The sequence below is a fragment of the Natronomonas salinimetallica genome (genome assembly GCF_013839515.1).
In the GTDB taxonomy this organism is placed as follows: Archaea; Halobacteriota; Halobacteria; order Halobacteriales; family Haloarculaceae; genus Natronomonas.
The window spans coordinates 31,203-44,421 of the sequence record NZ_JACDNQ010000017.1 but is presented as its reverse complement, the minus strand read 5'-3'; the positions used below and the strand labels follow the sequence as shown (position 1 = coordinate 44,421).

At 68.1% G+C, this 13,219-nt stretch carries 11 protein-coding genes; 7 read left to right on the top strand and 4 right to left on the bottom strand.

Features of this window, described 5'->3' with window-relative positions:
- Positions 1-148 precede the first annotated feature (148 nt).
- The 5 genes from thpR to metX all read left to right on the top strand — a co-directional run bounded on the left by thpR (position 149) and on the right by metX (position 5,482).
- On the top strand, positions 149-742 hold the full coding sequence (gene thpR / locus HZR14_RS12550) for an RNA 2',3'-cyclic phosphodiesterase (protein ID WP_181693215.1): 594 nt from the start codon (positions 149-151) through the stop codon (positions 740-742).
- A 6-nt stretch (positions 743-748) separates the two neighbouring features.
- Complete coding sequence (gnd, locus tag HZR14_RS12545) at positions 749-1,693, top strand: phosphogluconate dehydrogenase (NAD(+)-dependent, decarboxylating) (protein WP_370464988.1); 945 nt, start codon at positions 749-751, stop codon at positions 1,691-1,693.
- A 279-nt stretch (positions 1,694-1,972) separates the two neighbouring features.
- Positions 1,973-2,806 carry a hypothetical protein gene (locus tag HZR14_RS12540; protein WP_181693213.1) on the top strand — a complete coding sequence of 278 codons (834 nt, stop codon included), beginning with the start codon at positions 1,973-1,975 and terminating at the stop codon, positions 2,804-2,806.
- A 95-nt stretch (positions 2,807-2,901) separates the two neighbouring features.
- The gene (locus HZR14_RS12535) at positions 2,902-4,182 is read left to right on the top strand and encodes an O-acetylhomoserine aminocarboxypropyltransferase/cysteine synthase family protein (protein ID WP_181693246.1); all 1,281 of its coding nucleotides are present in this window, start codon (positions 2,902-2,904) and stop codon (positions 4,180-4,182) included.
- A 58-nt stretch (positions 4,183-4,240) separates the two neighbouring features.
- The gene (metX, locus tag HZR14_RS12530; protein ID WP_181693212.1) at positions 4,241-5,482 is read left to right on the top strand and encodes a homoserine O-acetyltransferase MetX; all 1,242 of its coding nucleotides are present in this window, start codon (positions 4,241-4,243) and stop codon (positions 5,480-5,482) included.
- 109 nt (positions 5,483-5,591) lie between these two features.
- Here the strand turns inward: metX and HZR14_RS12525 are convergent, their stop codons facing one another.
- Both HZR14_RS12525 and HZR14_RS12520 read right to left on the bottom strand, forming a co-directional pair.
- The gene (locus tag HZR14_RS12525) at positions 5,592-8,147 is read right to left on the bottom strand and encodes a PAS domain S-box protein (protein ID WP_181693211.1); all 2,556 of its coding nucleotides are present in this window, start codon (positions 8,145-8,147) and stop codon (positions 5,592-5,594) included.
- Between the two features lie 128 nt (positions 8,148-8,275).
- Complete coding sequence (locus tag HZR14_RS12520; protein WP_181693210.1) at positions 8,276-8,551, bottom strand: hypothetical protein; 276 nt, start codon at positions 8,549-8,551, stop codon at positions 8,276-8,278.
- A 239-nt stretch (positions 8,552-8,790) separates the two neighbouring features.
- Here HZR14_RS12520 and HZR14_RS12515 point away from each other — a divergent pair, with 239 nt between their 5' ends.
- Positions 8,791-9,993 carry an inorganic phosphate transporter gene (locus HZR14_RS12515; protein WP_181693209.1) on the top strand — a complete coding sequence of 401 codons (1,203 nt, stop codon included), beginning with the start codon at positions 8,791-8,793 and terminating at the stop codon, positions 9,991-9,993.
- Positions 9,994-10,076: 83 nt separating this feature from the next.
- Here the strand turns inward: HZR14_RS12515 and HZR14_RS12510 are convergent, their stop codons facing one another.
- On the bottom strand, positions 10,077-10,532 hold the full coding sequence (locus HZR14_RS12510; RefSeq protein WP_181693208.1) for a universal stress protein: 456 nt from the start codon (positions 10,530-10,532) through the stop codon (positions 10,077-10,079).
- Between the two features lie 188 nt (positions 10,533-10,720).
- Positions 10,721-11,353 carry a phosphoserine phosphatase SerB gene (serB, locus tag HZR14_RS12505; protein WP_181693207.1) on the bottom strand — a complete coding sequence of 211 codons (633 nt, stop codon included), beginning with the start codon at positions 11,351-11,353 and terminating at the stop codon, positions 10,721-10,723.
- A 268-nt stretch (positions 11,354-11,621) separates the two neighbouring features.
- Here serB and serA point away from each other — a divergent pair, with 268 nt between their 5' ends.
- Positions 11,622-13,202 carry a phosphoglycerate dehydrogenase gene (gene serA, locus HZR14_RS12500; protein ID WP_181693206.1) on the top strand — a complete coding sequence of 527 codons (1,581 nt, stop codon included), beginning with the start codon at positions 11,622-11,624 and terminating at the stop codon, positions 13,200-13,202.
- Positions 13,203-13,219 lie beyond the last annotated feature (17 nt).

Genomic DNA, 13,219 nt, shown 5'->3' with positions numbered 1-13,219 from the left:
CAAATGAAACCGACTCACGAGTGATCCGCCGTTCGCTCCGTCGAACGGCGTGATCCTCGTGCGTCGTGTGTACATTCTTTTGTCCGTCAGTATCAGTGGCTACGCATCGGCGGCGGGTTTCATTTCCGGTGGGAACGAACGTCCGCGTATGCGACTGTTCGTCAGCGTCGATCTCGACGGGCTCGCCGACGCCGTCGCCGGCGTCCAGAAGCCGCTCTCGGGGCTGCCGGGACTGCGGCTCACCGACCCGGCGCAGGCCCACGTCACGGTGAAGTTCCTCGGCGAGGGTGACCACGACGTCGACGTGCTCGTCGAGCGCCTCGAAGCCGCCGTCGGGCGCGCCGACGTCGGGCCGACCGAATCCGACGTCGGGCCGACCGAAACCGACAGCGACCGGGGGTTCGACGCCACCTTCGAGCGCGTCGGCGCGTTCCCCTCCCCGGAGTACATACGCGTCGTCTGGCTCGGCGTCGGTCGGGGGGCGGAGGCGATGAGCGAACTCCACCGCCGGATCGAGGCGGCGATGACCGCCATCGGCTACGACGCGGAGCGCCACGAGTTCACCCCCCACGTCACGATCGCCCGGATGGACAACGCGGCCGCGAAGGGGGACGTACAGCGTTTTCTGCGGGAGGCGAATCCCGATATCGGCCCGCTTCGCGTCGAGGAGCTCCGGCTCAAAGAGAGCACGCTGACCCCGGATGGGCCGAAGTACCGGACGGTCGCACGGGTCGGAATATAACGGCGGCTGCCGAATCACAACCCTCTCCTACCGGGACACCGACTCGCCGGTATGCAACTCGGAGTCATCGGTTTGGGGCGGATGGGACGGATCGTGGTCGACCGCGTGCTCGCCGACGGGCATAGCGTGGTCGCGTTCGACCTCGATGCCGACGCCGTCGAGGCGGCCGCGGCGGCCGGTGCCACGCCGGCGGACTCGATCGAGGACCTCGTCTCGGCACTTCCCGAGCGAAAGCGGATCTGGCTCATGGTCCCCGCGGGCGACGCCGTCGACGCGACGCTCGAGGAGCTCGATCCGCTGCTCGACGCCGAGGACGTCGTCGTCGACGGCGGCAACTCCCACTTCGAGCGCTCGATCGACCGCGGCGAGACGCTGTCGGCGAACTACCTCGACTGCGGGACCTCCGGCGGCCCCGCGGGCGCGGAGCTCGGCTTCTCGCTCATGGTCGGCGGCCCCCGGGAGGCATACGAGGATCTCGCGCCCGTCTTCGACGCCGTCGCGACCGGGGCTTCGGGCCACGACCGCATGGGTCCTCAGGGTTCGGGCCATTACGTCAAGATGGTCCACAACGGCGTCGAGTACGCGCTGATGCAGGCCTACGGGGAGGGGTTCGAGCTGCTCTCGGCGGGGCGCTATGACCTCGATATGGAGTCGATCGCCCGCACCTGGAACAACGGCGCGGTGATCCGCTCGTGGCTGCTCGAACTCTGCGAGGAGGCGTTCCGCGAGGAGGGATCCGACCTCGGCGACGTCGACGACCACGTCGCCGGCGGATCGACGGGCACCTGGACCGTCCGGGAGGCCCTCGAACAGGAGGTCTCGATCCCCCTGATCTACGAGGCGTTGGGCGAGCGTTTCGACTCCCGCGTCGAGGACGGCAAGTTCTCCCGGCGGCTCGCAAACCGGCTCCGGTACGGGTTCGGCCGCCACGAGATCAAGCGGCGGGAGTGACCTCCCTCGCCCGACTCGCTCGTGCGTTCGCCGGGGCCGAAAGCCCGGCGTGCTCTCCGTACGGGCCGTCGGCCCGCCCGGACGATCGGCGGGACCGCCGATCCCACGCGATCGAGGGGGGGGGGGACCCGATACCGGGAACCGACCGCCTCGGGGTCGCCGAGGGGCCGATCCGCCGAAACGACGTCCGGGACGGATCGTCGCGGGGAATCGATGGCCTCGTAGTACGGCTAGCGGCCGCGACCCAAGAGCGAAGTTTCGGTCGGTGCTAGTCCCGGTATGCCCGCGACCGAGTGGCGCTACGACGCCTCCACCTCCGGCGGCCTCCGGTTCGTCTCGCATTTCCCGGTCGCGGGCCTCGGCGGCGCGTTCTTGCTCGCCGTCGGCGTGGGGCTGGTCGGGGTAGCCGCGAGCCCCGGCGTCCTCCGCTCGCCGTTCGTGTTGCTTTTCGTCCTCCTCGCCCTCGTCGGCGGGCCGATGTCGCTTCTATACCTGTGGCCGATGCTCTCGGATCCCGACCAGCGGCCGAGCGCCTCGGGGGTCGCGGGCGGCGAGGGGGTCCCGTTTACGGTCCGGAGCGTCGGCGTCGCCGCGGTCTCGGGATCGCTCGCGATACTGGCGCTCGTCGCCGTCGACGCCCCCTTCGGAACCGTCTACCGGCTCGTCGTCGGCTGCGTGTTCTCGCCGGTCCTCGTCGCGGCGGTGACGACCGAGGGGACACTGGACGGCGGGGAGCTCAGTATCAACCGGCGGACAGTCCCCCTGGAGCGCGTCACGGGCGTGCGGTCGGTCCGGGTTCGGGGCCTCTCCGTGCTTTGGATCTCCTACGCCCGCCGGAGCGGGCTCTTCGTGCCGCGGCTGGCCGTGATCCCCGCGGACGCCGACGTCGAGGCGGTCCGCGCGGCGCTCGAAACCGGAATCGGAGCGGACCCCGACGTCGAGCCGCCGGATCGGGCGGTGCAGGCGGTCGCGATCGGGACGGGCGCGCTGTTTGTGGCGTTCGGGGCGTTCGCGTCCGTGGCGGTCGACGAGCCGGCCGTGGGGCTCTACGTCGCCGCCGTCGTCGGCGGCCTCGGGACGCTTCTGTGTCTCCTGGGGATTCGAGGGGGTTGAACCGGCGGCCCGTCCCCGCGAGCCGGCGTCGTCGGCCGGGCAATTCTTGCCGTAACTCTTGGTTATAGATACGTTGGGATATATGCATGAGGTACATGAACGACGAGGGGCAGTTGGGCTTCGGGACGCGGTGTCTCCACGTCGGTCAGGGGCCGGATCCCGCGACCGAGGCCGCCGCACCGCCGATCTATCAGACGAGTTCGTACGAGTTTCCGGACGCCGATACCGCGGCCGCGCGGTACGCCCTCGAGGAGGAGGGCAACGTCTACTCGCGCATCGCGAACCCCACGGTCCGGGCGCTCGAGGAGCGCCTCGCCTCCCTGGAGGGCGGCGTCGACGCCCTGGCGACCGCCTCCGGGATGGGTGCGCTCGACGCGGCGACGCTCGTGTTGGCGGAGGCGGGCGACAACGTCGTCTGTGCGTCGTCGGTCTACGGCGGGACCCACGCCTACCTCTCGTATACCGCCGCCCGCCGGGGGATCGATGTCCGCTTCGTCGACACGCTCGATCCCGAGGCGTACGCCGAGGCGATCGACGAGGACACCGCCTACGTCCACTGTGAGACGATCGCCAATCCCGCGCTCGTGACGCCGCCGTTCGAGGAGATCGCGGCCGTGGCACACGAAGCGAACACCCCGCTGTTCGTCGACAACACCTTCGGCACCCCGGCACTGTGTCGGCCGCTGGAACACGGCGCGGATCTGGTCTGGGACTCGACGACCAAGTGGATCCACGGGTCGGGGACGACGCTCGGCGGGATCCTCGTGACCGACGGCTCCTTTCCGTTCGGGTCCTTCCCCGAGAAGTATCCCGAGATCGCCGCGCCCAATCCCGCCTTCGACGGCGTGAACTTCGCCGAGCGCTTCGGCGACCGAGCGGTGACGATGGCGGCCCGCCAACGCGGGGCCAGAAGCCTCGGCGACCAGCAATCGCCCTTCGACGCGTGGGTGACGATGCAGGGCATCGAGACGCTTCCGCTGCGCATGGAACGACACTGCGAGAACGCCATGGCCGTCGCGGAGTTCCTCGACAGCCATCCCGCGGTCTCGTGGGTGTCCTACCCCGGCCTTCCGGACCACGAGACCCACGACCTCGCCACGGCGTATCTGGAGGGCGGCTACGGCGGGATGGTCGCCGTCGGCCTCGCCGACGGCTACGACGCCGCCAAGGATCTCTGTGAGGGGACCGAACTCGCGACGTTCCTCGCCAACGTCGGGGACGCGCGGACGCTCGTCGTCCACCCCGCCTCGACGACGCACGCCCAACTGAGCGAGGCCGAACAGCGCGCGGGCGGGGTCGCCCCCGAGATGGTCCGGCTCTCTGTCGGAATCGAGGATGTCGATGACGTCCTCGCGGACCTCGACAGGGCCTTATAAATATGCCCGACGCGAACCGGAGGGAACGAGCGATGATACGGACGACAGGGGGACAGCTATGAGCAACGGACCCGAGACGGTCTCGCTGGGCGAGTTCACCTTCGAGTGTGGCGAGTCGATCCCCGAGTTGGAGATCGCCTACGAGACCTACGGCGAGTTCGACGGCGACAACGCCGTGTTGGTCTGTCACGCGCTCACGGGGAGTGCCCACGTCGCGGGCGGGCGCAGACGGACCGATACGGCGGGGCAGGCCCACGCCTGGTGGGACGACATCGTCGGCCCCGGCAAAGCCGTCGATACCACCGAGTACTACGTCGTCTGTGCGAACGTCCCGGGGTCGTGTTATGGCTCCTCTGGGCCGCCCTCGATCGATCCCGAGACGGGCGAGCCGTGGGGGACTGCGTTCCCGGCGGTGACCGTCGCCGACTGGACGCGCGCGCAGCGCCGCCTCCTGGACCACCTCGGGATCCCGAACCTCCACGCCGTCATCGGCGGCTCGGTCGGCGGGATGAACGTCTTGGAGTGGGCTAAACGCCACCCCGACCACCTCGATCGGGCGATCGTCGTCGCCGCGGCGGCGCGGCTCGATCCCCAGTGTCTCGCCCTCGATGCGATCGCCCAGCGGGCGATCACCACCGATCCGAACTGGGCGGGCGGCGACTACTACGGGGGCACGGAGGGCGACGCGAACGGGGACGGGTCCGACGGCGACACGCCGACGCGGGGGCTGGCGCTCGCCCGCCAGATCGGCCACGTCATGTACCTCTCGAAGTCGTCGATGGCCGACAAGTTCGGCCGGCGGTCGGCGGGGATGGACGCCGGACGCGATACCTTCGAGATGGATCCCGCCGCCGGCTTCTTCCCCTACCGGGAGGTCGAGTCCTACCTCGATTACCAAGGCGAGACGTTCGCGGAGCGCTTCGACGCCAACGCCTACCTCTATTTGACGCGGGCGATGGACAACTACGACCTCGCCTCGGGCTACGACGACGACGCCGACGCGCTCGCGGCCTTCGACGGCGAGGCGCTCCTCGTCTCCTTTACCGGCGATTGGCACTTCACCGTCGAGCAATCGGAGGCGCTGGCGGAGGCGTTCCGGGCGACCGAGGCCGACACCGCCCACCACGTCATCGACTCCGATCACGGCCACGACGCCTTCCTCGTCGAACCGGACCGCGTCGGGCCGCCGGTCGCGGATTTCCTCGCTCAGGGCGTCGCCGGAAAAGCCGTCTCCGACACCGTCGAGGCCGACGACGGCGACGAGTTCGCCCCGGTACACACCAGCCTGTTTTCGGACTAGCGGAGACCGGGGACGTGCCGCCGAGCGCGCCGAAAGACGCCCGAAACGCCCTCGAAGCCGACGGAAGCCGTGCGTGGACCGTCCCGCGGGACGGACGACCACAGCCGCATCACTCCCCGTGCCGTGGGAGGATGAGCGAGACGATGCTTCCCTGCGGGTCGGCGTCGTCGAACCTGAGTGTCCCGCCGGCCCGGGTGAGTATCCGTTTGACGAGCCACAGCCCCATCCCACGGCTGTGGGACAGCGGCTTGATCTCCGCGGCCCCGCTGATGACGTCCCGTTCTCGTTTCGGGACCCCGGGGCCGGTGTCCGATACGCGGATGACGACCGATTCCCTGTCCTCCTCGAGGGTGACCGTGACCTCGGGACGTCCGCTGTCAGTGTGTTTGGCCGCGTTGTCTATCACTTCGGAGACGGCCCGTTCGACGTGCGGAATCGTCGTGATGCGAACGCCCGACGGCAGGTCCGTCACGAAATCGACGCCCGGATACTCGGACTCGGCTTCCCGGACGACCCGCTCGATCGTTTCGTCGAGCCACAAAACCACCTGCGTCGTCGGTTTCGAGAGGACGTCGACGATCTCGCGCATCTTGTCGGCTTGATCGACTAACCGCTGTGCCGCCGCTTCGATCGCCGTCGTTAGCTCGGTAACTTCGGGCGAGGCGCGCTCGGCGATGAGTTCCGTGTTTCCCTGAATGACGTTCAGTTCGTTGCGCACGTTGTGACGCAAGAGCCGATGCATCGACTCGAGTTGTTCCTCGCGTTCGAGCCGGTGTGTGAAGTCCCGCAACGTCGCGACGACGCCCCAGACCCCGTCCGCGTCGGTCAGCGGATAATACCGGATGTCGAAGGTCCGGTCGGGCCGTTGGGACCGCGTTCGGGTCATCTGGTACTGGACGGTCTCCCCGTCGAACGCCCGCTCGACGTAGGGTTTGACGGTCTCGAACGTCTCGTGTCCGATCCCCTCGAGCAAGGTCGTCTCCTCGATCGCGTCCGCGTCGAGCCCGTGAAACTCCCGATACGCCCGGTTGGCGAACAGATAGTTGTACTCCCCGTCGACGGCCGCGATCGGTTCCTCCATGCCTTCGACGGCGCGTTTGTACTGATAGAGCTGCGATTCGCGCTCTTTTCGCTCGGTTACGTCCGTCTGGATGGCGACGTAGGCTTCGATTTCGCCGTCCTGAATCAACGGCGCGATCGTCTGGTCGGCGTAGTATATCTCGCCGGACTTTCGCCGGTTTCGGATCTCCTCGTTCCAGACGTTGCCCCCGGAGATGGTCTCCCAGAGCGTCTCGTAATACACCGCCGACATCTCTCCCGACTTGAGAATCCGGGGGGTGTTTCCGATGGCCTCCTCGCTGGTGTAGCCGGTGACCCGTTCGAACGCGGGATTGACGTAGGTAATCGTCCCGTCGGGGTCGGTCATGAAGATCACGTATCCGGCGGCCTCGACCGCCCGCTTGAATCGGTGAAGTCTCCGCTCGGACTCCTTCCGGTCGGTGACGTCCTCTTGGAACCCGACATAGCGCGTGACGTCCCCGCCGCTGGTCGTGATCGGCGAGATCGTTACGCGGTTCCAAAACGGCGTTCCGTCCTTGCGGTAGTTTCGAAGCTCGACGGTGGTGGACTCCCCCGCGTCGATCGCGTTCCGCATCGCAGCGACCGCTTCGCTATCGGTCTCTTCACCCTGGAGGAACCGACAGTTGCGACCGATGACCTCCTCGGCCGTGTATCCGGTCAGCCGTTGGAACGCCTCGTTGACGTAGATGAGCGGGTTGTCGGGCCGTTCCAGGTCCGCGATCGTGACCCCGATCGGTGCCTCGTCGATCAGGCGGTCGTGAAACACCAGTTCGTGCGTCCGCCCTCCCGTCTCGCCGATGTCACGGACGACGAACGCGACGGCCGGCGCGCCAGCCCACTCGATCCGCGTAGCCGTCCCCTCGACCGGTCTCGTCGTCCCGTCGACACACAGACAGCGGAGCTCGGGTCGATCGAAGGCCGTCTCGCCCCGCTGGATCGTCCCGAAGTAGTCCGTGATCGTGCGCTCGGTCCTCGATCGGAAGAAGGCTTCTACGGGGGTCCCAACCACCCGGTCGCGTCGTTCGACTCCCAGTAGGGAGAGACCGGGGTCGTTGACGAATTCGAGAACGCCGTCCCGAACGACGACGATCGGATCGCTCGCGGCGCGTAGGAACCGCTTTCTCCGTGCCGTCGCGTCGGCGCTCCCGGTTCGGATCCTGTCGGAGGGGACGACGTCCCGAACGAGCACCGCGAGTCGCTCCCAGAAGTCCTCGTGTCGGTCCCGACGGAGCATCTCCGTGACACCCGCCGGGAGAGTGCCGGTGGCGATCGGCTCGTTGGCCTCGGTGGTGACGAGAACGAGCGGCTTCGTCGGTGCCTGCGCGCGAATCGTCAACAGGGAGGTGTTTTCGTCGGCGTCCGATCGCAAGGGAGTGTTTTCGTCGGCGTCCGATGCGTCGTACACGATACAGTCGATCCGCGGGCCGGCCGCGAGCCGTTCTATCGCCCCCTCCAGGGTCGACGCGACGGAGACGTCGGCGGCGGGCGTCGGGGAGAGACGACGCTCGAACGCGGCCGCGAATCCGTCGTTCGAGGTGACCAAGAGCACTGCGATGGGACGCGCTTGATCGGATAGGTCAGTCATTCGTTGGGTCGGGAGGCGAGGGCCGTAGGACGCCGCCGCAGGACGCCCGGTACGACGGCGGTCGACCGGCGATATATATGATAGCCACTATATGTATGTATAAGTATAAATATTCGCATGGTGGTGGATCATCCGTCATAACCGAGGACGACAGCCGCCCCGAGGAGGACGGCCGCAGTGTAGGCCGGACGTGTGAGGGCGGCCTCGGCGAGGAGACCTGCCGCCCCCGCACCGAGCGTGGATCCGCCCGCGTCGACTCTGCCTCCAGTGTCGAGCGTGACCGAGACGGCGAGCGCTCCGATCCCGCCGAGGGCGATCACCGCGCCAGTCGCGCTCACCGGGTTGTCGTCGAGCCAATCCACGAGGCGATACAGCGGCGAGACCGCGATCCGACGGAGTCCCATATTCCCCTTGCTACGTCCCGGTGAAAATAAAGCTACCCGGGACGGCTCGTGTGGATCGGTGTTCCGGCTCCCCGGGACGGCTCGCGTGGATCGGTGTTCCGATGTGCCGGTCACCGTCGGCACGGTGCAAGCGGTGACCGCTCCCGGACGATAACGGTCCGTATCACACCCGAGACCCCGACGTCGGGGGCCGAAGGGCCCGCCCCAGGTTTATAAACAGCTGCGTTGAAAGGTCCCCAATGGCCGTGTTTTTCTGGATCCTGGCCGCGTTTGCGACCGCGAGCTGTCTGTTCATGGCGTGGGCGCTCGGCGCGAACAGCAACTCCCCGCCGTTCGCGCCCGCGATCGGTGCCAACGCCGTCTCGACGATGCGGGCGGCGTTCCTCGTCGGCGTGCTCGCGGCCGCGGGGGCACTAGCCCAAGGCGGCGCGATTTCGGAGACGGTCGGGGCGGGGCTGATCGACGGCGTCACGATCACGCCGCTGGCGGCGAGTACGGGCCTGCTGGTGGCGGCCGGCTTCATGATGTTCGGCGTCTACAGCGGCTACCCCGTTCCCGCGGCGTTCGCGACGACCGGCGCGATGGTCGGCGTCGGCCTCTCGCTCGGCGGCGATCCAGCCTTCGGGACGTATCGCCGGATCGGGACGTTCTGGCTTCTCGTGCCGCCGACCTCCGGCGGACTGGCGTTCGTGACCGCGACGATACTGCGCCGCGACGACGTGCCCGACACGGTCGGGATCCCGCTGCTCGCGGCGGCGGTCGGGGCCATTCTCGCCCACGTCCGACTCGGCGTGATCCCACATCCCACCCGCACCGAGGGGACCGTCGCGGAGGCGATCGCGTTCGCGCTCGGAGGGCCGACCGTCCTCGGGATCGACGTCCTCGGGATCGTCGTCACCCTGCTTTTCGCGCTCGCCGGGTTCCAGGGCATCCGCCGCCGGACCGAGGCGTCGGCCGAGGACGGCATCCGGACGTTCCTGCTCGTGCTCGGCGGCGTCGTCGCGTTCTCCAGTGGCGGCAGCCAGGTCGGCCTCGCGACCGGGCCGTTAGAGAACCTCTATGGGGTCGAACTCGGGCTCCCCGGAATCGTGTTGTTGGCCCTTGGCGCGAGCGGCATCCTCGCGGGGGCGTGGATGGGTGCCCCCCGGCTGCTGCAGGCGACCTCCCGCGAGTACGCCCAACTCGGCCCCCGTCGGTCCATCGCCGCGCTCGTTCCGGGGTTCATCATCGCCCAACTCGCGATCGCCCTCGGGATCCCGATCTCTTTCAACAACATCGTCATCTCCGGCGTGATCGGGGGTGGGCTGGCCGCCGGGTCGGCAGGCGTCTCCCGGCGGAAGATCGGCGTGACGATCGCGTTCTGGATCATCACGCTCGGCACGTCGATCGGGATCGGGTTCGGGCTCTATCGGCTGTTCTCGACGGTACTCGGGGTTTCATAGCCGCTCATACTACCGGCGAGACGTTCGTGACGCGATCGCGACACCGGCGCGCGAATCGCGTACCACCGGGACTGCCGGCAGTATCAGTGGTCCCCGCCGTCTGCGTGCTCCCGGACGACGGTGACGGTGATCGGGGCCTCGGCGACGACGGTCGTCGCGACCGTCCCCAGTAGCCGCCGAGCGAGGCCGTTCGGGTCGCCGCCGTGGCCCCCGATCACGATGTGGTCGACGCCGTGTTGGTCGGCGTACGAGAGGATCGCCTCCGCGGGGTCACCCGACTCGACGGCGGTCTCGACGGGGCGTCCCTCCGCCGCCGCCCGGTTCGCCGCCCGCTCGATCAGTCGATCGGCGTGTTGCCGCGCGGACGCCCCCCGTTCGTCGCCCGGATCCAAGACGCCCCCCTCGCTCATGCCGGCATCCAGGGGCGTGACGACGTTCAATACGGTTATTTGGCACTCGAATACCGACAGGGCGTACGTGAGCGCGTCCTCGGAGAGCGGCGATCCGTCCAGCGGGACGAGGACGTGTACGGGCTCCATACGGGACGCTTGGCCGAGTGGACGTATAAGTACCCCGCGGCGTCATACGGACCGTCGTCGTCCGGGAGCGGCCGCCGTCGGCGCCGTACCGGCGGTGACCGGTACATCGGTCCAGCGGTCCGTGTCAGCAGTTTCGGGGTAAAGCCCCGGCTCCAGGGAGCGACCGCAACGGGTGAGCCGGCTGGAGTTCACAGGACGCCCTCCTCGTCGAGCAGTTCGTGTAGCTCGACCATCGAGGAGACGACCACGTCGCAGTGGGGTTCGACGGCCGGCTTCGGGTCGTACCCGACCGCGAGTCCCGCGACCTCGAGCATGGGGAGGTCGTTCGCGCCGTCACCGATCGCGACGGTATCGGCCATGTCGACTTCGACGTCGGCGGCGAGGGCCGCGAGGGCGTCGTCTTTCGTCCCCTCGATGAGCGGGCCTTCGGCGGCACCGGTCAGTTTGCCGTTCCGGATCGGGAGTCGGTTGGCGACGATCGTATCGACGGTCGTTCGCGTGGACTCGAGGGCCGTTTCGACGCCGGATTCGAAGCCGCCGGTCAGGATGGCGACGTGGTGGCCCGCCGCCGACAGGGCGTCGATGACGTCGCCGCTACCGGGGCGCAACTCGACCCGGTCGAACGCCGACTCGACGTGGGATTCGGCGAGGCCGTCGAGCAGTTCCGCGCGGGCGTAGAGGCTCTCGGCGTAGGAGAGTTCGTCGTTCATGGCCCGTTGGGTGATCTCGTCGATCTCGTCGGCGACCCCAGCCTCCTCGCCGAGCAGGACCGTCATCTCCGAATCCGAGAGCGTCCCGTCGAAGTCGAACGCGATGAGCATACGCTCTCTGCGGGGCGGGGGATCACAAATCGTCCGGTTCGGCCGCTCGGCTCCCCGAAGCGTTCGCTCCGGACCGACGCCCGACACGGCCGATCCGAACACGCCGCACGGACGGGATGCTGTCGGATATTGAAAACACCATAGAACTGGGTATATAACAGTAGCATCTCCGTCGGATACCCGAGATCGTGTATAGAATTTGGCGCTCGCGACCGGCACACGGATCGATGAGGAAAGCGTTATCCCTTCCGGACGGAAGGATACGCGCATGAAGGTACTGGTCACGGACCCTATCGCGGATGCCGGACTCGACGTCCTTCGGGACACCGACCACGAGGTCGTCACGGCCTACGACGCCGAGGGTGAACAGCTGCTCGACGCGGTCGCCGACGCGAACGCCCTCATCGTCCGATCCGGGACGGAGGTGACGCGTGAGGTCCTCGAGGCAGCAACGGAGCTCGTGATCGTCGGCCGTGCGGGCATCGGCGTGGACAACATCGACATCGACGCGGCGACCGATCAGGGCGTCATCGTCGCGAACGCCCCCGAGGGCAACGTCCGGGCCGCCGCCGAACACACCGTCGCGATGGCGTTCGCCACCGCGCGTTCGGTACCGCAGGCCCACGCCCGACTCAAGGGCGGCGAGTGGGCGAAAGGGGAGTTTCTCGGGACCGAACTCAACGGTAAGACGCTCGGGGTCGTCGGCCTGGGTCGGGTCGGCCAGGAGGTCGCAAAGAAACTCGACTCGGTCGGCATGGACCTGGTCGCGTTCGACCCGTACATCTCCGAGGAACGCGCCGAGCAACTCGGGGCCGAACTCGCCGACCTGGACACGACGCTGGAGCGCGCCGACGTCCTGACGATCCACACGCCCCTGACGCCGGAGACGGCGGAGATGATCGCCGAGGACGAACTGGCGGAGCTAGAGGGCGGCTACGTCGTCAACTGCGCCCGCGGGGGTATCGTCGACGAGGCGGCCCTCGCCGAGGCGGTTGACGACGGGATCCTCGCCGGGGCCGCCCTGGACGTCTTCGCCGAGGAGCCGCTTCCGACGGACAGCCCGCTTCTCGACGTCGAGGACGTCATCGTGACGCCGCATCTCGGCGCGTCGACGGAGGCCGCCCAGGAGAACGTCGCCGTCTCGACGGCCGAGCAGGTGCTCGCCGCCTTCGAGGGCGAACCCGTGATGAACGCGTTGAACGCGCCCTCGATGGACGAGTCGGCGTTCCCGCGTGTCGAGCCCTACATCGAACTCGCGGAGACGGCCGGCAAGATCGCGGTCCAGCTTTTCGACAACCGCGTCGAGACCGTCGAGATCAGCTACGAGGGCGAGATCGCCGACGAGGACGTCGAAATCGTCACCGCCTCCGCGCTCAAGGGCGTCTTCCAGCCGCTCGAGTGGCAGGTCAACGCCGTCAACGCCCCCCGAATCGCCGAGGAGCGCGGGATCGAAGTCTCCGAGACCAAGCGCCGCCAGGCCGAGGACTTCCAGTCGCTCGTCACCGTCACCGTCGGCAACGGCGACCGCGAGATCGGCGTCTGCGGGACGCTTTTCGCCGACGACGACGCCCGAATCGTCCGGGTCGACGGCTACCGCGTCGACGCTATCCCGGGCGGGCAGATGATGGTCGCGCGAAACACCGACGAACCCGGCGTCATCGGCCACATCGGGACCGTGATGGGGAAATACGACGTCAACATCGCGGGGATGTTCAACGCCCGCGAGGCCCACGGCGGCGAGGCGTTGACGGTGTACAACGTCGATCAGGAGGTCCCCGAGGCAGCCCGCGAGGAACTCGAATCCGACGAGCGGATCACCGAGACGAAATACATCAGCCTCAACGGCTGAGACCTCCGCTCACGGCG

Coding starts and splice junctions, on each gene's coding strand:
- thpR (WP_181693215.1), top strand. CDS start 149: ATGCGACTGTTCGTCAGCGTCGATCTCGACGGGCTCGCCGACGCCGTC.
- HZR14_RS12540 (WP_181693213.1), top strand. CDS start 1,973: ATGCCCGCGACCGAGTGGCGCTACGACGCCTCCACCTCCGGCGGCCTC.
- HZR14_RS12535 (WP_181693246.1), top strand. CDS start 2,902: ATGAACGACGAGGGGCAGTTGGGCTTCGGGACGCGGTGTCTCCACGTC.
- metX (WP_181693212.1), top strand. CDS start 4,241: ATGAGCAACGGACCCGAGACGGTCTCGCTGGGCGAGTTCACCTTCGAG.
- HZR14_RS12525 (WP_181693211.1), bottom strand. CDS start 8,147: ATGACTGACCTATCCGATCAAGCGCGTCCCATCGCAGTGCTCTTGGTC.
- HZR14_RS12520 (WP_181693210.1), bottom strand. CDS start 8,551: ATGGGACTCCGTCGGATCGCGGTCTCGCCGCTGTATCGCCTCGTGGAT.
- HZR14_RS12515 (WP_181693209.1), top strand. CDS start 8,791: ATGGCCGTGTTTTTCTGGATCCTGGCCGCGTTTGCGACCGCGAGCTGT.
- HZR14_RS12510 (WP_181693208.1), bottom strand. CDS start 10,532: ATGGAGCCCGTACACGTCCTCGTCCCGCTGGACGGATCGCCGCTCTCC.
- serB (WP_181693207.1), bottom strand. CDS start 11,353: ATGCTCATCGCGTTCGACTTCGACGGGACGCTCTCGGATTCGGAGATG.
- serA (WP_181693206.1), top strand. CDS start 11,622: ATGAAGGTACTGGTCACGGACCCTATCGCGGATGCCGGACTCGACGTC.